The sequence below is a fragment of the Paenibacillus sophorae genome (assembly GCF_018966525.1).
In the GTDB taxonomy this organism is placed as follows: domain Bacteria; phylum Bacillota; class Bacilli; order Paenibacillales; family Paenibacillaceae; genus Paenibacillus_AQ; species Paenibacillus_AQ sophorae.
Map to the genome: position 1 here is coordinate 1,997,026 of NZ_CP076607.1, position 18,548 is coordinate 2,015,573.

30 protein-coding genes and 1 pseudogene are annotated in these 18,548 nt (G+C 51.2%); 26 read left to right on the plus strand and 5 right to left on the minus strand.

What is annotated here, in order from left to right:
- The first annotated feature begins 313 nt into the window (after positions 1-313).
- The 4 genes and pseudogenes from KP014_RS09365 to KP014_RS09380 form a co-directional block, all read left to right on the plus strand.
- Positions 314-592: a hypothetical protein gene (locus KP014_RS09365; protein ID WP_036603374.1), complete on the plus strand. Its 279-nt coding sequence runs from the start codon at positions 314-316 to the stop codon at positions 590-592.
- Between the two features lie 100 nt (positions 593-692).
- Entirely contained in the window at positions 693-1,232 is a 540-nt protein-coding gene (locus KP014_RS09370) for a thiol-disulfide oxidoreductase DCC family protein (RefSeq protein ID WP_343223078.1), read from the plus strand.
- Positions 1,233-1,437: 205 nt separating this feature from the next.
- Complete coding sequence (locus KP014_RS09375; RefSeq protein WP_051500595.1) at positions 1,438-2,604, plus strand: P-loop NTPase family protein; 1,167 nt, start codon at positions 1,438-1,440, stop codon at positions 2,602-2,604.
- Positions 2,601-3,491 (plus strand): annotated as a pseudogene (locus KP014_RS09380) (TadA family conjugal transfer-associated ATPase); the annotation flags it as partial. The gene KP014_RS09375 and the pseudogene KP014_RS09380, both read left to right, overlap by 4 nt.
- 11 nt (positions 3,492-3,502) lie before the next feature.
- Here the strand turns inward: KP014_RS09380 and KP014_RS09385 are convergent.
- The 5 genes from KP014_RS09385 to KP014_RS09405 form a co-directional block, all read right to left on the minus strand.
- Complete coding sequence (locus KP014_RS09385) at positions 3,503-5,020, minus strand: recombinase family protein (protein WP_051500596.1); 1,518 nt, start codon at positions 5,018-5,020, stop codon at positions 3,503-3,505.
- A 38-nt stretch (positions 5,021-5,058) separates the two neighbouring features.
- Entirely contained in the window at positions 5,059-5,376 is a 318-nt protein-coding gene (locus KP014_RS09390; protein WP_036603379.1) for a recombinase family protein, read from the minus strand.
- Positions 5,377-5,405: 29 nt separating this feature from the next.
- Positions 5,406-6,260 (minus strand): ImmA/IrrE family metallo-endopeptidase, encoded by an 855-nt coding sequence (locus KP014_RS09395; protein ID WP_051500597.1) that lies wholly within the window; start codon positions 6,258-6,260, stop codon positions 5,406-5,408.
- A gap of 70 nt (positions 6,261-6,330) precedes the next feature.
- Complete coding sequence (locus KP014_RS09400; protein ID WP_036603380.1) at positions 6,331-6,882, minus strand: outer membrane protein assembly factor BamD; 552 nt, start codon at positions 6,880-6,882, stop codon at positions 6,331-6,333.
- Positions 6,879-7,235, minus strand: a complete 357-nt coding sequence (locus KP014_RS09405) for a helix-turn-helix domain-containing protein (protein ID WP_036603382.1) — start codon at positions 7,233-7,235, stop codon at positions 6,879-6,881. Before KP014_RS09405 ends, KP014_RS09400 begins: the two co-directional genes overlap by 4 nt.
- Positions 7,236-7,384: 149 nt before the next feature.
- Here KP014_RS09405 and KP014_RS09410 point away from each other — a divergent pair, with 149 nt between their 5' ends.
- The 22 genes from KP014_RS09410 to KP014_RS09515 all read left to right on the plus strand — a co-directional run bounded on the left by KP014_RS09410 (position 7,385) and on the right by KP014_RS09515 (position 18,547).
- Complete coding sequence (locus KP014_RS09410) at positions 7,385-7,570, plus strand: helix-turn-helix transcriptional regulator (RefSeq protein ID WP_036603383.1); 186 nt, start codon at positions 7,385-7,387, stop codon at positions 7,568-7,570.
- 55 nt (positions 7,571-7,625) lie between these two features.
- On the plus strand, positions 7,626-7,769 hold the full coding sequence (locus KP014_RS09415) for a hypothetical protein (RefSeq protein WP_175491827.1): 144 nt from the start codon (positions 7,626-7,628) through the stop codon (positions 7,767-7,769).
- Between the two features lie 14 nt (positions 7,770-7,783).
- A complete protein-coding gene (locus KP014_RS09420; protein ID WP_175491826.1) occupies positions 7,784-7,927 on the plus strand; it encodes a hypothetical protein in 144 nt (47 codons plus the stop codon).
- 129 nt (positions 7,928-8,056) lie between these two features.
- Complete coding sequence (locus KP014_RS09425) at positions 8,057-8,572, plus strand: hypothetical protein (protein WP_036603385.1); 516 nt, start codon at positions 8,057-8,059, stop codon at positions 8,570-8,572.
- A 9-nt stretch (positions 8,573-8,581) separates the two neighbouring features.
- Complete coding sequence (locus KP014_RS09430; protein ID WP_036603388.1) at positions 8,582-8,851, plus strand: hypothetical protein; 270 nt, start codon at positions 8,582-8,584, stop codon at positions 8,849-8,851.
- A complete protein-coding gene (locus tag KP014_RS09435) occupies positions 8,848-9,102 on the plus strand; it encodes a hypothetical protein (RefSeq protein ID WP_036603391.1) in 255 nt (84 codons plus the stop codon). Before KP014_RS09430 ends, KP014_RS09435 begins: the two co-directional genes overlap by 4 nt.
- Positions 9,103-9,356: 254 nt before the next feature.
- Positions 9,357-9,605 carry a hypothetical protein gene (locus KP014_RS09440; protein WP_036603394.1) on the plus strand — a complete coding sequence of 83 codons (249 nt, stop codon included), beginning with the start codon at positions 9,357-9,359 and terminating at the stop codon, positions 9,603-9,605.
- The gene (locus KP014_RS09445; protein ID WP_036603396.1) at positions 9,602-9,841 is read left to right on the plus strand and encodes a hypothetical protein; all 240 of its coding nucleotides are present in this window, start codon (positions 9,602-9,604) and stop codon (positions 9,839-9,841) included. The genes KP014_RS09440 and KP014_RS09445 overlap by 4 nt, the downstream gene beginning before the upstream one ends.
- A 105-nt stretch (positions 9,842-9,946) precedes the next feature.
- The gene (locus KP014_RS09450) at positions 9,947-10,207 is read left to right on the plus strand and encodes a hypothetical protein (RefSeq protein WP_051500598.1); all 261 of its coding nucleotides are present in this window, start codon (positions 9,947-9,949) and stop codon (positions 10,205-10,207) included.
- On the plus strand, positions 10,204-12,186 hold the full coding sequence (locus KP014_RS09455; RefSeq protein ID WP_090834023.1) for an AAA family ATPase: 1,983 nt from the start codon (positions 10,204-10,206) through the stop codon (positions 12,184-12,186). Before KP014_RS09450 ends, KP014_RS09455 begins: the two co-directional genes overlap by 4 nt.
- Position 12,187: 1 nt before the next feature.
- Positions 12,188-13,225 (plus strand): recombinational DNA repair protein (RecE pathway), encoded by a 1,038-nt coding sequence (locus KP014_RS09460; protein ID WP_051500128.1) that lies wholly within the window; start codon positions 12,188-12,190, stop codon positions 13,223-13,225.
- Positions 13,226-13,228: 3 nt separating this feature from the next.
- A complete protein-coding gene (locus KP014_RS09465; RefSeq protein ID WP_036595689.1) occupies positions 13,229-13,936 on the plus strand; it encodes an MBL fold metallo-hydrolase in 708 nt (235 codons plus the stop codon).
- Complete coding sequence (locus tag KP014_RS09470) at positions 13,933-14,130, plus strand: hypothetical protein (protein WP_036595692.1); 198 nt, start codon at positions 13,933-13,935, stop codon at positions 14,128-14,130. The genes KP014_RS09465 and KP014_RS09470 overlap by 4 nt, the downstream gene beginning before the upstream one ends.
- Positions 14,127-14,333 (plus strand): hypothetical protein, encoded by a 207-nt coding sequence (locus KP014_RS09475; RefSeq protein WP_036595694.1) that lies wholly within the window; start codon positions 14,127-14,129, stop codon positions 14,331-14,333. The genes KP014_RS09470 and KP014_RS09475 overlap by 4 nt, the downstream gene beginning before the upstream one ends.
- The gene (locus KP014_RS09480; protein WP_036595696.1) at positions 14,330-14,620 is read left to right on the plus strand and encodes a hypothetical protein; all 291 of its coding nucleotides are present in this window, start codon (positions 14,330-14,332) and stop codon (positions 14,618-14,620) included. The genes KP014_RS09475 and KP014_RS09480 overlap by 4 nt, the downstream gene beginning before the upstream one ends.
- 24 nt (positions 14,621-14,644) lie before the next feature.
- Positions 14,645-15,520: an HTH domain-containing protein gene (locus KP014_RS09485; protein ID WP_051500129.1), complete on the plus strand. Its 876-nt coding sequence runs from the start codon at positions 14,645-14,647 to the stop codon at positions 15,518-15,520.
- On the plus strand, positions 15,513-15,851 hold the full coding sequence (locus KP014_RS09490; protein ID WP_246590742.1) for a replicative helicase loader/inhibitor: 339 nt from the start codon (positions 15,513-15,515) through the stop codon (positions 15,849-15,851). The genes KP014_RS09485 and KP014_RS09490 overlap by 8 nt, the downstream gene beginning before the upstream one ends.
- The gene (dnaB, locus tag KP014_RS09495; protein WP_051500131.1) at positions 15,844-17,265 is read left to right on the plus strand and encodes a replicative DNA helicase; all 1,422 of its coding nucleotides are present in this window, start codon (positions 15,844-15,846) and stop codon (positions 17,263-17,265) included. The genes KP014_RS09490 and dnaB overlap by 8 nt, the downstream gene beginning before the upstream one ends.
- 291 nt (positions 17,266-17,556) lie before the next feature.
- A complete protein-coding gene (locus tag KP014_RS29350) occupies positions 17,557-17,679 on the plus strand; it encodes a DUF6906 family protein (RefSeq protein ID WP_425517279.1) in 123 nt (40 codons plus the stop codon).
- Positions 17,679-17,879, plus strand: coding sequence for a hypothetical protein (locus KP014_RS09505; protein WP_036595699.1), 201 nt, complete (start codon positions 17,679-17,681; stop codon positions 17,877-17,879). The genes KP014_RS29350 and KP014_RS09505 overlap by 1 nt, the downstream gene beginning before the upstream one ends.
- Positions 17,860-18,087, plus strand: a complete 228-nt coding sequence (locus tag KP014_RS09510) for a hypothetical protein (protein WP_175491825.1) — start codon at positions 17,860-17,862, stop codon at positions 18,085-18,087. The genes KP014_RS09505 and KP014_RS09510 overlap by 20 nt, the downstream gene beginning before the upstream one ends.
- Positions 18,065-18,547, plus strand: a complete 483-nt coding sequence (locus KP014_RS09515) for a crossover junction endodeoxyribonuclease RuvC (protein ID WP_246590684.1) — start codon at positions 18,065-18,067, stop codon at positions 18,545-18,547. The genes KP014_RS09510 and KP014_RS09515 overlap by 23 nt, the downstream gene beginning before the upstream one ends.
- Position 18,548: the final 1 nt, after the last annotated feature.

Sequence of the window (18,548 nt, forward strand, 5' to 3'; positions counted from 1 at the left end):
CCTAAGTTTTTTACATTTTGATATAAAAAGATTAATATTGTTATGACATTTAGCATATATTCATTATTTTTATATATAAATAGATATAATTAGAATAGGTACGACGGCGGAATTCGCGTTCGTTGACATAGCTTTTTGGAAGATTTTGATCACAGGCTGATAAGCCCGATTTTTTCCTTCATTAATCTCAGCTTCGAACTCATCCTCCCTTTGGTTGACATCACCCCTAAAATTCTTTAAGATGTCTAAGTATCTGAGCATACGGTCATTTACACATTGGATTAGCCAAAATTTAAAATAACAGGTGATGAAGATGTCTTATAAACCGGTAATCACGAACGTGACGAAGGCCAGCAGCAACGACAAGGATGGGCTGTATGAATTCATTATTAAGCTCGCTGACGGAACGGAATGCCGCGCGTTTTACCATCGGCTTCCTGAATGGAGAATGACGAACATCAGCCGACTGCTGAAGACTCCCTGCCCGATTTGCCGCAAGGACTTTATTTGCAAATGTATGGAGGCGTTCACCGGAGAGTTGGAAGATCAAATGATCGGTGACAACTGGATTGAGAAGACCACTGCCGAGTAACAGCAGCAGACAGGAACCTGGAGGCGCGGGAAGATTCCCGCGTTTTTGTTTTGCCGTAAAACGGGGAAAGATAGAATATGAAGGGAAGGAGAGGAGCCGGATGGCTGATGTGAGAAGGGCGCAATCCACCGAGCGGGAGATGCCGGAAGAGCAAGGAAAGACGGAGAAGCAGAAAAAGGCGAAAGAATCATCAAAGACGAAAGAGCGGGCAGAGGCGGCAGAGCCCCAAAAATTCGCTGATGCCGACGGGGCATCCATCGTGCTGATCGACGGCGTTTGCCATTTGTGCGGGTGGCTGGTAACCTTCATTATTCCCCGTGATCCCGAAGGACGTTTTCGTTTCGCGCCGCTGCAGAGCGACATCGGGCAAAAGCTGCTGGAAAAAGGCGGGCTGGACGCTCATCGGCTGGATACGGTAGTGCTTGTAGAAAACGGGAAGTATTATACGGAATCGGCTGCTGCTCTTCGTATTCTGCGCAGGCTTCGCTTTCCCTGGCCGACCGCTTATTTGCTTATCGCCGTACCGGCTCCGCTGCGCAACAGGCTGTACCGGTACGTGGCAAAGAATCGCTACCGCTGGTTCGGCCGTGATGATCAGTGCCTTTTGCCTACGCCGGAGATCCGGGGGCGCTTTTTGTAGTGATAGCCTCTGAATAAAAGGGGAGTGAATTATTCTGATTTTTAAATATTGCCGTGTTTCAATAAATATGCTAGTATAGCTGTAAATTATAGGAATAGTGACGGAAGCACCGTTCATTAACCGTTTGTCGCGGTTATTGGCGGTGCTTTTTTTGCTGTCTTCTTATAAGTAAATTGTGAGGATGTTAAAGAAAGGGGGAAGATTAATGGCCGCTAACATCGTGCTCGCCGTACGTGAAACCCAATATATCGAACCGCTGCTGCACTATATTCACCATAGCGAGTATGGAGAAATGCTGAATATTAAGGCGTTCAGCCGAATGGAGGTTTTTACCGAGTACATGAAGGGCGGGGAAGTGCCTGACGCGGTTGTCGGCGAACCCGCGTTCATCGAGGCGTGGCTCGTTGGGGGCCGGGCGGCTGTACCTTGGGCGATTCTGGAGGAAGCCGGCGGTGCGGCGTTCACGGAGAATAAGGGTGCTGCAGGCGGCAAACGGATTGCGAAATATCAAGCGCTGCCGGCGCTGTTGTCCTCCATGCTTCAGCTGTGTGAAGTGCGGCGAAACCGCACAGCTTTCGGTTTGGGCGAAGGCACTTTGCTGCTTGGAATTGTGTCGGGAAGCGGCAGCAGCGGCAAGACGACGGTCGCGATGAACTTAGCCAAGCAGTTTGGGTGCCAAGGATTGTCCGTATTTTATCTGAATCTTGAGACGGTGAACAGCAGCGGGTTGTTTCTGCATCCTTCCTGGGGAAAAGGCCCGGGGCTGGAGCGGCTTCTGTACGAGATTCAAGTCTCCAAAGATAGAGGACACGCTTCGGAAATCGGCATAAGGCGTTATGCTGTAAGACTGGACGCGCTGCACTGCGATACTTTCAGACCTGTGAGCAATGTTAAAGAAATGGTGCATATGAGCGCAGGGGATGCGCAGGAGTTGATGGAACTGCTGGCCGGGGACGGCGGCTATGATATCGTCATCGTCGATACGGGCAGCATCGGGGAAGAACGCGCTGGGGCGGTGCTGCAATGCTGTGGACGTCTGGTTTGGGTGCTGCGGGACGACGAGGTGGGTGTCTACAAAACCGAAAGGTGGCTGTCGCACTTCACATCTCCGCATTCCGGGATGACGGCGGATTTATCCGGCAAGAGCTTGTTTGCAGTAAATTTCGCCAGGGAGAATGTTCCGCAGATACCGTTCACCGAGGGAATAGAGCCTGATGTCCTGCTTCCCTTCATCTCCTCATGGAATCTGCCCAATAGGGGGGAGCTAAGTCTCAATTCGCCGGTGTTCCAGCGCGGTATCCAGAAATTATGCGGAATGATTGCGGGGATGCCGCAGCCTGAGCTTCAGTCAGGCGGAGAGGGAAATTCATGAATGACGAATTATTCCGGGCTCTTCGCAGCGATATACGTTCAGGGCTGGATGTGACCTCCTCCGTGGGGAACGGCGAACTGATCTCGCATATTGAAAGAACGATTTTTGAGCGGGAAGAGCTGCGGCCGTTAACGGCCCAGGAGAAGCGCGCGCTTGTCCGGAGACTGTTCGATTCCTTTCGCGGTCTGGATGTGCTTCAGCCGCTCGTGGATAATCCTGCCATTAGCGAGATTATGATTAACAGCCATGAAGATATTTTTGTCGAAGAGGAAGGGGAGATCCGCCGCCTGCCGCTGGCGTTTGAATCGGCGTCCAGGCTGGAGGATATTATCCAGATCGTCGTTTCCGACGTCAACCGCGTAGTCAACGAATCGTCGCCGATAGTTGATGCCCGCTTAAAAGACGGGTCGCGGGTCAATATTGTGCTTCCGCCCGTCGCGCTGAAGGGTCCAGCAATGACGATCCGAAAGTTTCCCGAGTCGCCGATGACAATGGATGATCTTGTCCGCCGGGAGGCCATCAGCCGGGAAGCGGCCGATCTGCTGAAGACGCTCGTAGCTGCTAAATACAATATTTTTATCAGCGGTGGAACGGGTTCGGGCAAGACCACCTTTCTGAACGCATTATCCCAGTTTATTCCTCCCCAGGAGAGGGTCATTACAATTGAGGATTCGGCTGAGCTGCAAATTGTGACTGTACCTAATCTGGTATCCCTTGAGACCAGGAACGCCAACACGGAGGGCAGGGGGGAAATCACCATCCGCGATCTGATCCGCTCGTCGCTGCGGATGCGTCCGAACCGGATCGTCGTTGGAGAGGTTCGTGGCGCAGAGGCGCTTGATATGCTTCAGGCGATGAACACAGGACACGACGGATCTCCATCAACTATATTGTGGATTCAATTGAACGTAATGTCCTGAATATAAGCATCAAAAAACTTGTTTTTCACGCCCTTGACTTGCTTGAGGTCTGTATTGATCACGATCTGGGAGAAGAGGGTGTAAACGAGATCCTTCTTCTCCTGATCATCCAGGTAAGGCCAGGCGTCTGCCAGGCCGGCCAGTTCGGTTAGCCGGGGGATGCCCGATAAGGATTTTTGGTTATCGGCGATCCTCTGCCGAACTGCTCGTTCCTTCAGGTCTTCTTCCGCTATTTTCTTCCGGATATCTTCTTTCGAGATCAGCCCTTCCACGAACATGTATTGCCACTTTTCTCGCCGCTCTGAAATCTTAGCGAGTTCTCGCTTCTCCTTATCAATCTCCGTCTTCTTTTTGCCCTCATCTTCCGTAATTCGTTGAGCTTCCTCTTTAAGCCTTTCCATGTCAACCTGTAGCCGCTCGATGTACTGGAGGACTAGATGTTCGACATGAATCTGCCGGAAGATCGGAAGGTCACACGTCTTGATGTGATGCCGATTGGAGCAGATGTAATACTGGGTCCGGACGTCTCCCTTTGTGGTCGTCCGCTTGGTAGTCAGGCGGCCAAACATGGCTGCCCCGCATCGTCCGCAGCGCAGCACGCCGCTGAACCAGTAAGTGTTAATCCGGCTGTATCCGCCCTTCGCTTTGCGGGCCATAAATGCCTTGATCTCGTCGTACTCCTCCTGGGTAAATATCGCTTCGTGACTTCCTTTGCCGTAGATACATTTCACCCTCTCGTCGCGTTTGCTGTTTACGTAGGTCCCGGCTGCTGTTTTCGAACCCAGCCGTATGATGCCGGCGTAGAACGGATTCTCCAGAGTGTACCCCACGGTCCCATCTGTCCAGTCATGGCCGCGGCGCTGTTTGTCTGATCGATTGAGCTTCATTGCGATCGTCTTGTACCCCATACCGCTCAAATACATATCTCTGACCTCGCGGATCAGCTCCGCCTCTTCGGGAATCAGCTGACCTTGTTGCGTATACCCATACGGCAACACTCCGCCTGGACGCCGCCCTTCCGCGACCATCTGCTCAACGCCAAAGCGTACGCGCTCTGAGATCGTCCCACGCTCCCACTCAGCCATTGCGCCAACGAGTGTGATGAAGAATCGCCCCATGGCCGTCGTCGTCTCAAAAATCTCCGTGGAACTCTTAAACTTGACGCCGTGCAAATCAAATGTTTTAAGCAGGGCGTGTAGGTCAGCAACAGAGCGGGTGAGACGGTCCAATTTGTAGACTAGGACGACGTCGAATTTCCTTTCCTCCATATCAGCCAGCATACGTTGCATGTCCGGACGTTTTAAATCCTTGGCTGAGTACCCATCATCCACATAAAAATCGTATATGCTCCAGTCTTGGGATTCGGAAAAGCTGGTCAAACGGCTCCGCTGGCCTTCGATCGAGAATCCTTCTTCGGCTTGCATATCAGTTGAGACGCGGATGTATATGGCTGCCCTCATAACGCCAATTGCTGTTCCATCTGCTTTTGCGACCATATTACCACCCCTACAGTATTATGATTGTTTTCTTAGGACTATTGGTTTTTGATATCAGCTATTAAAAGTTCTATTTCTTGTTGGTTTAATCCAAATTCAAATTCTTTGAGATCGAAAACATTTCTGAATATTCTTGCGTAACCGAACGAAACCACTGTGTTGAAATCTCCGCTTGATGATTCTTCTATTAATTTTCGCAGCGATGGACGGTTATGGTCGTTTGCGCTGAATCCCTCATCTGAATAAATACATGTAACTTCACCACCTAGACTTTCGATAAATTCCTTGCATTTTGTGATTTGGGCTTCGATTGATTGTTCTTTTGTAGCTGTTCTTGCATAAATAGCTGCTTTCATTTAAATCTCTCCTTTGAATTTGGTATCATTTAAAAATTTATCGCATCGTCGACAGCTTCCATCGGAAGAAATAGCCGGCTGGCCGTCCTCCCATGCCGCCAGGCGACGCGGGACATATTGATGGTGAGGCAGTCTGCTCGATTGCGGGAGATAGAAAGGTCGCCTGAACTTACAACGGCCGTGTCCCGCTTGTTATAGGGATGTGCATCGATGCTTTTAAAACAACCGTCGACCACAATATGTAAAGGTTGCTCCCAGTCAAACCCACCGCGCTGCTCAATAACGAGAGTGTGGGGGCGGGAGAGGTCTTCGAGGCCGTATATCCCACGAATGACTGGATCTGAGTTTATCGGTTCTGGTATGCGTTCTTCCCGGGCTGCCGCTGTATATGTTAAGGTCGCCATGAATTCAGCGCCGGTGATTCGTTCTTTTATTTGAGTCAGTCGCTGCTTGGCAAATTTGGGTGGTACCCGAAATACCTTTCCGATTAAACCAGCGGCTTCATCCTCTGATTCCGGAAGCTGGATCTTTTTAAGCATAAAAAAAGGGAGAGCAGCATATAGGCTGAACCTTTCGGCGTCGGCCTCCTGTAACTGGAGGAATAGTTCAGGCATCCGCCGCTGATCGCCGGCATGCCGTAATACGTGACAGAGCTCATGAAAGAATGACAGGCGTTGTGCATTAAGATCATCGGTAAGGCATAGGAAGATCACACGAAGCTCATTATCGGAGAATGTCCGTAGTTCGTTGCAAGCTACATCAACGCCGAAGATTTCCGCGATTCGGTCGATTACAAGATAATCTGGAGTTAAAATGCCGTTTGCGATGTAGTATTCTTCGATGCTCTGCTCCAGTGGAGTTTTGAAATATTTGTTCATATCCATGTAAAATCCTCCGTTTAGCGTACATATGTTCTGTTTTTGCTGTAAAAGAAAAGCCATTGCTGGCTTGGTGTCATTTGTAATTGCTTATTGTTGAATGCTCCTTCAAGAAGATATCAATGGAGTCTGATAGCTTTGATAAACTATCTTCTCCTGAAATGCCGGTTTGAAGGAAATTTATATAAAGACCAACGTTTGTTTGGACCATGAATAAATCCGTGTCATTTCTAAGTTTCTCCAGATAGTAGGCAATGCCGGTTGATTCAGGTGCCGTAATATTTGGAAGATCAGTAACGATTGTCTCAATTCTTTTAGTCACTTCCAACTGATCTGCAGGCTCAGTCGCTTGTAAAATCTCAAGCTTAGATGATTTGAGTTCATTCAGCGATTTCCTCACAGCATCGAGTGCAGTGATCTCATTTTGGGTAGTGGTAAGTTTTTTTCTGACTTCCGGAACTTCTGCCATATCCAGTGACTTCTGATATACTGCCTCTGCGCTCTGTAGATCACCTGAGTTATAGTGTTGATCCGCCTGATTTGCCAAATCTGCTGCCTCATCGGCCTTGGATGTACCACAGCCTGCCAAGAGTAGCATTGAAAATAGAATCACCATCAGCTTTTTCATATTTCCCCCGCGTTACTTTTTTTCTCTGCCTCTCTTGCAGCTCGTTCTTTCATCTCACGGTACCGTCTCACAGCAGCTTCAGCTTCTTCCAACTCGTCTTCTGTCAAACCTTCAGGACCTCCGTAGAATGAAAGGCTTGGCTCCCACTTCGGTTTATCTGTAAGTCCAAGTAGATAGTCGGAGTCAGTGTCAAGAATCTGGCAAATTCGGGCGAGCGTATCAGTATCGATATCACGTTTTCCAGACTCGTAATTTCCATATCCTTGGCGTGAAATTCCAAGCTTCTCAGCCAATTCTTCATGGGTCAACTTATTTTCAATCCTTCGTTCTCTTAAACGATCGAGACGGATCACGTTATCACCTCTTTAGGAGGAGTATAACGCAACTTATTGTTGCTAAAAAGGATACGCAACAAAAAGAAGCGTAAAAGTATTGACAGAAACAAAACGTTGCTTTATATTAGGTTTATTAACGAAACGAAATGTTGCATAGGGGTGGTGAAATGACTAGGCAGTGGTTGATTGATTTACGTATTGCTGATGGTAAAATTCAAGATTCCATCGCAGAAAGTTCTGGTATCAGTCGCCAATATTACGGAATGATCGAAGCTGGTAATCGGAATCCAAGTGTCGACCTCGCAAAAAGAATTGCTTCTGTTCTTAATTTTGATTGGACACTTTTTTTTTGAAGATGTAGGCAACGAAACGTTTCTGGAGTCCACAATACGAAAGGAGGTCATCTAATTGGAACACCAACTGAGCGACGCCAGCGGCGTCCGTGAAACCAATGACTGGGCCGAAGCGGACAAGCTCCTTCAGGAAGGCTGGACGCTGCACAGCATCTGGCCCGATCAAAACAAAACCCGTTATGTATTGCTCAAATTTTAAAGGAGGTTCCGGTCATGGAAAAACCAACACCTTATAATCCCGGGCTTTCCGATAAAGCATGGGACAAGCTCCACAAATTATTGGCTGCCGCGAACATCAAGTACGCGGATCAGATCCAGCAGGATCGCAAATCCAAACAAGAAGATGCTGCTGGATAAGGAAAACCCGCCGAGCTGTACCGGCACCGGCGGGCTGGGGATGAGGTAAGGGGAATTGCTTAAGAAAATCATACATCAGGCTCCTGTCCGATAGCATCCCATAAAACGGACAAAGGAGTGGTAGATCGGTTGGCAATCGGACAATTTGGAAAAGCGCTTGAGTCGGTCATGAAGAAAGCGGGGAACACCCGGGGAGAAGTCGGCCGAATCGTTCATGCGGATGCATCAACAGTCGGCAAGGTAATCAGGGGGAGTAGAAAGGCCACGAAGTCGGTTATGCAGACTGCAGTTCAGCATTACGACGACGGGCAACTGTACATCGCGGCTGCGGCAGAGGTAACCGGCGGGGCATCCGTTCCATGGCTGAATGGGGCGGACCTGCATCCAAGCTCTGCCTACATAAAGACGCTCGAGGAGATCCGCGAGGCAGAGGAGTGCCTACTTAAGCTGCCGGTTACCAAGCACCCTGAACATTTGAGCGAGCCGGAGCGGAAGCAGATCAAAGGCGCCTTGCTTGAACAGTTAGAAGCGATCACAGCTCTAACGCATAACGTAGCCGTCCAATGCCGGAAATATGGATTCTCCTACCTTGGATTATGGAAAGAACATCATTCGGAGTTGGCTTCAAAAAATTATCTGAAATGAGGGTTGAAGATGGACAGAACACAATTGGTCGCTGAAGCACGAGCGGCGGGGGAGCGGGCGGTGCATAACCTGCAAGTGATCCGGCAGAATCCGGAAGTCATGCTTCCAGGAAAGATTGAGGATGCCTCGGCATACCTGAACAATATGATTCGCATTGCGGAACTGGAAATGAAAAATGACCGCCGGCCAGGGCAGTCATCGTTGAGCACTCGGTTAAAGTATCTCGTTGCGTCCATTTTAACCCTTGATCGCCAAAAGCGCAAGGAGGGGGCGGCGTGAGTACAGCAGAAATCGCTCTACCATATGCCCGTCGGTATATCGAAACTCGGGAAGAGCTAAAGCAAAACACCGAAGAGGCTCTTCAAGCGTTGCGCACGATGTCCCCGTTGTCGGAAGAGTTTCAAGCAATCTGGCGCAGACGCGATGAGCTTCACCTTCGGTGCCGGAATGAGATCGCCGGCCTTCCGTTTTACCCGGATGCGGACAGGCAGTTCATTTTCAACTATATCATTCAGGCGCCCGATGAATAGGCGCTTGTGACAGCGGCCTCGGCCCTGTCTTGGAGCATCGGAGCCCTTCGGGGCACTCCTCCTTCCGGTGCTCCAAGATGCGGCTGACGCATCCAAGGTGGTGGCGGAATCAATAAAGACGCGGTCAAAAGGACGGCAGATGACCGGACGCCCTGGCAATGTGGCAAGAGAAGCACATAAGCGCAGGGGGGCCTCCCATGCAAGGGTGGAAATCCCTCGCCCACCTTGAAAAGTACATAGAAAGGAGGACTTATATGCAAATCATTCAGAGATTGACGGTACTGAGTACACCGAACCGAATTTATGAAGTCGGCTCGGAGATCGATGGTCATGAAGTGATCTCAATCAAGCAAGTCGGGCAGGAATTTGAGAACTCGGTGCATTCAGAGTTTTTAATCGAAGACGAGAACGGCGATTTGATCGCCAGCGTCGAGAACGCTCCGGCAATAGTGGACTGGAAGACGATTGCTGAGCACGACGAGGAAGGGAGCGTACCTACATGAACATCGATACAGGCGAATTGATCCGCTTAAAGCAGCCTGATGTCAAGCCAGTAGCCGGAGAGTTTGAACCATTACCGGCCGCCCTGCAGGCAGCGGCTCGTAAAAAGCTGGGCGATGCCGATAGCGCGACGGTCAGCATGTCATCCGGAGGCCGGCTGTCCAAATGGGCGCGGGAGCAGCGGAAGAAACGCAGAAAAGCCGCACGGGACGCGCGGCGGATAAATCGCTCTAAATAAAACAGTCCCGTTGCACCGGGACCATCTTGATCTTTGACAATCAAATACATTCTTGCCCTCATCTTAGCAGGTGAGGGCGCATTACACAAGAGGGAGGAATTTTCCATGCGTGGGACACACTCATTTCTTTTGGATGAAGAAGTCATCGGGTTCGAAATTAATCCTGAGACTCATTATAATCCTCCGGTTCTTGCAATTCAGCAGGGGAACCAATCAATTCAACTTCATCTCAGCAATGAGCAATTGGCTGATCTGGAATTCACCATTAGGACTCATCTGGATAGTATCCGATACCCGGAAACACCGGATCAGCAAATGATTCTGCATGCCGAGTGCAATGCAGCGATAGAGGAGGAGATCGCTTGAAGCGTATCGTTTTGGAGCGCTTGACGCTCCGTAATTTTAAAGGGATTAAGGAATTCAATGTTCCGGCTGACGGCCGGGACGTTGACATTTATGGGGATAACGGCACAGGGAAGACTACCCTGTTCGACGGATTCCTTTGGTTGCTTTTCGGGAAGGACAGCACTAACAGTGCTACCTTTGAAATCAAAACATTGGATAGTTCCGGTAATGTGTTTCAACACAAACTGGAGCATGAGATTGAGGGTTCGCTCCTCATAGACGACCGCCGCCGGATTTTCCGTCGTGTTTACAAAGAGGATTGGACGAAGAAGCGCGGGGCTGCGATCGAAGAGTTCACCGGCCACACCACTTCTTATTTCATCGATGGCGTACCAGCCAAGGCGGGGGAGTACAAGGCCGAGGTCGATTCCATTATTAAAGAGGATTTGTTTAGGTTGCTGACCAGCCCTTCTTATTTCAATGAGCAGTTGAACAAGGACCAGCGCCGCAAGAAGCTGCTGGAGGTGTGCGGAGATCTGACTGACTCCGAGGTCATCCACGGTAACAAGGAACTGGAGCCATTGCCGACCATCCTCGCTGGAAGGGATATGGATTCCCACAAAAAGGTCGTTTCCGCTAGGCTTTCTTCTATTAATAAGGAGATCAAAGAGCTGCCGGTCCGAATCAGCGAGGTTCAGCGGCAGATGCCGGATGTCTCCGAGCTGGACGAAGGGCTCCTGAAGGATGATATTACTTTGCTCCGCAGCCGGATTGAGGCGCGGGAAGCGGAGGTTTCCCGCATCCTTTCCGGCGGAGAGGTCTCCGTCAAAGAGAAGCGGCTCCGCGAGATTGAGACGGAGCAACTGGAGATTAAAACCCGGATGCAGTCGGCCGTGCTGGACAAAGTGGCAATCAAGCGCGATGAGGTCAATCGGCTTCATCAGGAGCAGGACCGGTACCGCCGCAATGGCGAGGACAAACAGCAGCGTATATGTCAAAACGAGCGGCTGGCTGCCGGGCGCCGGCAGGAGGTAGACCGGCTGCGGGCTGAATTCGCTGCTCTCAAGAACGAAGTCTTTGAGAATCAGCATGACGAAAACTGCCCGACTTGCGGCCAGGCACTGCCGGTTGAGCAGATTCAAGCCGCTCATGACAAGGCCGAAGCCGACTTCAATCGCCGGATCGCTGATCGGAAGGAGCGCATCAATGCCGATGGAAAAGCAGCAGTTGCCGAGGCCGAGAAGTTTGAGCAGGAGATTAGCAGGCTACAAGGCGAGATCGATGGTTTAAACGATGTTCTGGCCGTGCTCCAAACGGAGATTTCCGCCGCTGAGGGGGAACTGGCTGATCTGCGCGCGGGCGTCAAAGACCCCGCCGCTGACCCGGAATATGCCGGTAAGCAGGCGGAATCCTCCCGGTTGCAGGAGGAGATCAGGCAGCTTCGTGACTCGAGTCAAACCGCCGCGGCAACCGTCCGGGAAGAGATCGGGCGGCTTCGACGGGAAGTGGAGGACATGGAGCGCGACCTGGTCAAGTTCGAAGGCATTCGGCGTGCGGAGCAGCGGATCGCCGAGTTGGAGAAGCAGGAGCGGGAGTTGGCTGGCGAGTACGAACGGCTGCAGCATGAGCTTTATCTGTGTGAAGAGTTTACCAAGACCAAGGTCAGCATGCTGGACGCCAAGATCAACAGTAAGTTCCACTTGGCCCGTTTCCGTCTCTTCAAAACGCAGGTCAATGGGGGGATGGATGAGGTCTGCGACACGCTATACAACGGTGTGCCGTATGATGGCGGGCTTAATAATGCAGCCCGGATCAATGTCGGTCTGGACATCATCAACACTTTGAGCGCCCATTACGGATTCTCGGCTCCGATCTTCGTGGACAACGCGGAGGCCGTCACTCAACTGATCGATACGGATGCCCAAGTTATCCGGTTGGTGGTCAGCGCGCCAGACAAGCAACTTCGGCTGGAAAGCAAATCTATTCAGGAGGCGATTTGATTTGACTACACAAAAACAACAAGCTCCCCAAAACGGGGAGCAAGCTGTCGCCAAGCAAGAACTATCACAGTCCCAACGTTTCATGACCAAAGTCATTTCCGAATTTGGCTCGAGCGTGGGAGAGGTCGCTCTGACAAATTTCCAGAAGCGGCTGGCTCAGAATTACTTTATTGCTTTGGATGCAGTGCTGAAAACTACCGAGGAAAAGCGGCTCAAGAAATCTGAAAAATACCGGGATCAGTTGCCTGTGACTTGGGCGAACGTGAACATGGACAAACTGGCCCGTGATGTTGTTGCTTATGCCCGGATCGGGTTTGACCCAGCGCAGCCGAATCACATCAATCTGATTCCTTTCAAAAATAACAATACCAACAAGTATGATATCGGTTTTGTCGAAGGGTACAGAGGGCTTGAGCTTAAAGCTGTGAAGTATGGCCTGGATGTTCCAAACCATGTAACGGTCGAACTGGTTTACTCGACTGATAGATTCAAACCAATCAAGAAAGACGCCACCCATCAATATGAGGGGTACGAATTTGAAATCACCAATGCTTTTGATCGAGGAAAGATCGTGGGAGGTTTCTACTTCCACTCATACATTGAAAATCCCGAGAAAAACAAACTTGTCATGATGACTGTCAAGGATATTGAAAAACGGAAGCCGGATCATGCCAGCCCTGAGTTTTGGGGCGGTGAGAAGGACAAGTGGGAGAACGGAAAGAAGGTCGGCAAAGAAACGGTTGAGGGCTGGTATGAGAAAATGTGCTGGAAAACCGTTTACCGTGCTGCTCACAGCGACATCACCATTGATAGTCAGAAGATCGACGATGATTATCTGCGCTTGAAGCAAATGGAGCAAGATTTTGCTGAGGCAGAAGTTAATGAAGAGATTAGAGCTAATGCGAATAAGAATATCATTGATGTTACTCCGAATGCTGAAGGGGCAGATGCCCCGTCTACTCCGGGTGATTTCTCCGGTGACGTTCCTCCGATGGACCCGCCCGCTGGCGGGAACCCGGAGGAAGAAGTGCTGTTTTAGCCTATGATCGACATTCAATGCCTCGGCTCCAGCAGCGCCGGTAATGCCTACCGTATCACGGATGGGCGGACCGCGCTGCTGCTGGAAGCCGGTTTTCCGTATAAGTCGATTCAGCGTACTTTGCATTTCCGGATGACCGACATCGCCGGCTGCTTGATCTCTCATGAGCATGGCGACCACAGCCGCGCTGCAGCGGACATCATGCGTGCCGGTATCCCGGTTTACACCAGTAGCGGTACGGCTGATGCCCTTGGGCTTTCCGGGCACCGCCTACACACCGTAACCGCGCTGCAGCCGTTCGAGGTTGGTTCATGGACAATCATGCCTTTTGGTATCGAACACGACGCAGCGGAGCCGCTGGGCTTCCTGCTGGCGAATCAGGACGGCGACAAGCTGGTGTTTTTGACGGACTCCTATTACTGCAGATACAAGTTTCAGGGCCTAACCCACATCATGATCGAGTGCAATTATTCGCTGGAGATTGTCAATCGTCGCGTTCTGGCCGGAGAGCTTCATCCCGCCCAAAAAAAGCGGCTGCTGCGTTCTCATTTCAGCTTGGAGCATGTTAAGGATTTTCTGAAAGCCAATGATACCCGGAATGTCGAGGAGATTTGGCTGCTGCATTTATCGGACGGGAATTCGGATGCCGAGCTCTTCAAACGGGAAATCCAGGAGTTGACCGGTGCTGTCGTCCGGGTGGCCGACCGATGAACGGCGATGAGCTTGGCGGACGGGTCTGGAAAAGCATGATCGGAGAGCACATTTGGGCGCTGATGGAGAGCGATCAGGAAGCTTTTAAGACAGCCGTAAAAGAGTATTTCGCTCGAGGACATCCTGACTTTACAGTGATTCGGGCCAAATACCCGCATATCTATATCCGCGATGATCGGGGGCAGCAAGCATGAATGATGTTGTGCAACTGGACTTATTCGGTGAAGAGGACCTTTTTGACACAGCGCCGCCGGTCCTTAATGGCATGTACTACGAGCGGGCGACGGACAAATTTGTTTCCTTCGTCCGTGGCCACCGGCATTATGAGGTCTCGGCGAAGGGCTGCGGCCTGGATCGTGAATGGCAAGAAAAAACTAAAAGGGAGCGTGCTATATGAGCAAGGTAGTGCAAATGCCACTTGATAAGACGGATCGTCGGACAAAGGAGATCCTTGAGGCGCTTGAGCGGCAATGGGATAAAGCGCATGCGGACGGCGCGGAAGGAGTAGATCACTTCTTTACCACTGCGGCATTCACAATCGGAACGTTCCTTCCTTATTCAGTATCTCCGGAAGGAATCGGTCCTTCTCTCGCTCAACTGGTCGAAGCATTGACTGCTGGCGTCCATGCTGGTCTTGAAATGAACGGAGTAAAATCGACTCTTATTACAATCAAGCGGGATTGATGGCAAGTTAGGGGATGATTTTTGATGCCTGAAGGCAGTTACCCTTTTCCGACATACTCAGGGCTTTTGGAGCCGCGACATTACAAACAAATAGGCAGCGCGATATGGCTTTTCCTGTGGTGTATCAGCTCCACGACAGCGGAGAAGGAGAAAGAGGGGACTGTCTGGGGCATCGTCCTCGGGAACAAGCCTATCCGAATCAATGAGCTTGAAGAGACGTTCGGAGTCAGTAATCGAACCGTCCGATCTTGGATCAAAACGCTCGAAGACTATGGTTACATTCGCGTGACCCGAGCGCCGTATGGACTCATTTTTAGCGTTCGTAACTCTAAAAAGTACCAAAACAGATCGGCAGAAAACTTCCGCTCTGACGATGGAGAGCGGCAGAATATTGCCACTCTGGATGGAAGTGATCGGCAGAATATTGCCGATCACGCGGCAGAAAACTGCCGATCTAATAAAGATATTACAGAGATATATAAAGCTGCTTCTTCTGCTTCTAGCGATGATCGAATTTTAGATTCCGTTTCTCAAGTCGAGAGACACTTCTGCTTGAGACGGGGAAAAGGGTTCAGCGTTTCCCCGTCAGACTTTAGCGAGATCAGGCGGATGATCGTCGATGGGCTTCCGGTGGAACTCATAAACCGAGTCATTGACGAATCCTTTGACAGCTACAAACCGAAGCATAAGCTCGATGAAATCCGAAGCATCACCTACTGCATTCCTCGCTGCTATGACGAGTGGATGAAGTTGCAGCAGGAAGAGCCCATAACAGGTGCGGTGCCGCACGTGCCTGTCACCATTGGGAGTCCGCAGCCGCAGCGAAAAACTAAGCGACAACGGGAATTTGAGGAATTGGACCGTTTCATCGAGGAGGAAAAAAGGCGTGGAAATGGTTGAAATTGCGGAACTCTATAAACACATTAAGAGGCATTATCCGTTCTTCGACGCTTCCGTCGAGAAGGTCAAAGAGGACTACCGATACCTGAAGGATTTCCCGGCTGATGAGGCTCGCGCCAACGTAGATCAGCACATACTCACTGAGACTACTGAGCCTAAGATCGCGCATATCCGCGGTCGGATGGGGGATCAGTTGGACAGCCGGCGTAGTAAGGAGGCTGCCGCAGAGCATTTCGCTCAGCTTGATGCATGGAGCGCGAACAACACCCCTCCACCGGAAGGTTACTGGGAAGCCATGAAGCAGAAATTACGGAGTGGAACGGATGCTTGAACGTGATGATTTACTTGAGAAACTGGGCATCGAGAAGCCAGTTGACCTGCAGGCCGAGCAAGCGGTGCTTGGGGCTTCACTGATTGACCAAGCCGCTTATGACACCGTGGCGGATATCCTGCAGGGCGGCGAGTTTAGCGACGATGGCCATGCCCGGATATATAGAGCAATGCGTCGGCTTAGTGATGCGGGCCAACCGATTGATTTGGTTAGCCTGACTTCTCAACTGCAGGACAGCGAGGAGATCGAAAAGGTAGGCGGGGTCAGTTATTTGGCGAAGCTCGCACATGCGGTTCCGACGACAACCAATGCGACCTACTATGCTGAGCGGGTACAGGAGATGTTTCTGCGGCGTCAGGCGATTGATACGGCGATGGATCTGCTCCGTAACGCCGGGGAAGAGCAGGACGTTAAAGGCTTTTTGGCAATGGCCGAGACAGCGGTATCCAAGCTATCAGACCAGACGGTCCCGGTTCGTGAGTTTGTTGGAATCAAGGATGCCTTAATGCAAGTCTGGGAAGAGGCAGAGCAGCGTTACAACGTCCGCGATATTAACCGTGGCATCACAGGTATAGAGTCTGGATACGCGGATTTGGACCGGATGACAGCAGGGTTTCAAGACAACGACTTGATCATTGTGGCGGCGCGGCCATCGGTGGGGAAAACGGCGTTTGCCCTGAATATTGCTCAGAATGTCGGGGTACGTGCAAAAGTGACGGTGGCGATCTTTAGCCTGGAGATGAGTGCGGCCCAACTGGTACAGCGGATGGTCTGCGCAGAATCCCAGATCGATGCCAGCCGGATGCGGACAGGCCGCTTTGAGGGCGATGACTGGGAGCGCATGGCTACAGCTGTCGGCTCACTTTCAGAGGCAGACATCCATATAGACGATACGCCTGGCATAACGGTGAACGAGATCCGAGCCAAGTGCCGGCGGCTCAAGAAGGATAATGGCCTTGGCATGATCCTCATCGACTACCTGCAGTTGATTCAGGGAAGCGGGCGCCGCGGGGCCAACCGGCAGGAAGAGGTGTCTCAAATTAGCCGGACACTTAAGCAAATTGCCCGGGAGCTCGAGGTGCCGGTAATCGCCTTATCCCAGCTCAGCCGCGGTGTGGAGCAGCGTCAGGACAAGCGGCCGATGATGTCGGACCTTCGGGAATCCGGCGCCATTGAGCAAGATGCCGACATCGTTGCTTTCTTGTACCGGGATGATTATTACGACAAGGAGAGCGAGAAGAAGAACATCATTGAGGTCATTATAGCCAAGCAGCGGAATGGTCCAGTTGGGACGGTGGAACTCGTATTCCTGAAGGAATTCAATAAATTCGTCAACTATGAGCGGTCGCATGCGGATCAGTCGCCGCCGCCGGCCGGCAACGTGAAAAATATGGACAAGCGCAAATGGGCGTGAAGGAGGTACTCATGGGAGAGCAAGAACAATTTTTCGGGTACTGTTTCCCGGAGCCGGATGGTTGGCATACGCCCCCGGTGACGCTAAATACGCCAGAGGAGGTTTATCGCTATACGCAGTTGCACGGTAAAACCGGAATGTTTCGTGAGGTCCGTGTCACCGATAGTGGCGATTTTACGGTCGTCCAGATGATCGACGGCCAATATGTCTGGCCGGAAGAGTGGAAGCAATTGAATAAGGGGGAAACAGGCAATGAAGCAGGGGAAGCGGCCAACGAAGAAACAGAAAATCATGATTGCAGCGGCAAAAGGGCTGGTGCTGGAGAATTGGTTGGTGGAGCGGGAAACTCCGACACAGCTTGTGTTGATTCATCGAAAATCCGGCAAGCCGAAGACGATCAATAAAGGTGCCTGATGAGCGGACGTAATTATTGGCACGTTTACAATCACATCCGGCGCCGGGTGATGGATACCGGTAAGCATCCTGAGCGGGCAGATCTACTGGCCGAATTCGCAGACCTGCAGGCTTCGGTGGTTGATGAAGGCATTGCCGAATACGAGATTGCTTTCGGCGAGCGTAAGGGGGGCGGGAACGATGCGGAAGTTGCAGAATAAACGCACGCTGCCGGACCCGTTTTTCCAGCGGAAGCATTTCTTCACCATTTGGGACGACAGCGGTCAGATCGTCGGAACGGTTTATGTGCTGGATTCAGCCATGATGCCGCAGCGGAAGAAGGGAGTACGTAAACATGAAGCTCATGGGCATCGATCACGGAACAAATTACGCAGGATGGGCCACCATGCAGAACGGAAAGCCGATTGAACTCGGCCTTCGTGACTACAGCAAAATCAAGATGCCGGATGTGCTGGATGCGATCTATCAGGATACTTTCCGGATGATGGAGCAGGAGCAGCCGGGAATGGTGATCCTGGAGCGGCCGGTTCACTTCAAGAATGCGAGCAGCGTACTGGCTTTGGTCGGCGCCTACTCCATGGTGACGCTGGCCGCCCTGCATCTCGGCGTACAGATCGGCGAGATCCGGCCTTCCGAGCTCAAAATGCAGACCGGAAAAGGCAATGCAGACAAGGAAACGGTCGCCGTTGAAATGCAGATGCTGTTCGGTATTGATTACGACGAGCTGGCGATCCCGGTCCTGTACAAAAAAGACGACCCAAGAGGCAAGTACAAGAAGGGGGACGTACAGCAGCGGCTGTTCGATCCTTCCGACGCTTTGGCGCTGTGCTGGGCGTACCACCAAAAATATATCAGGGGAGTGGCTTAAA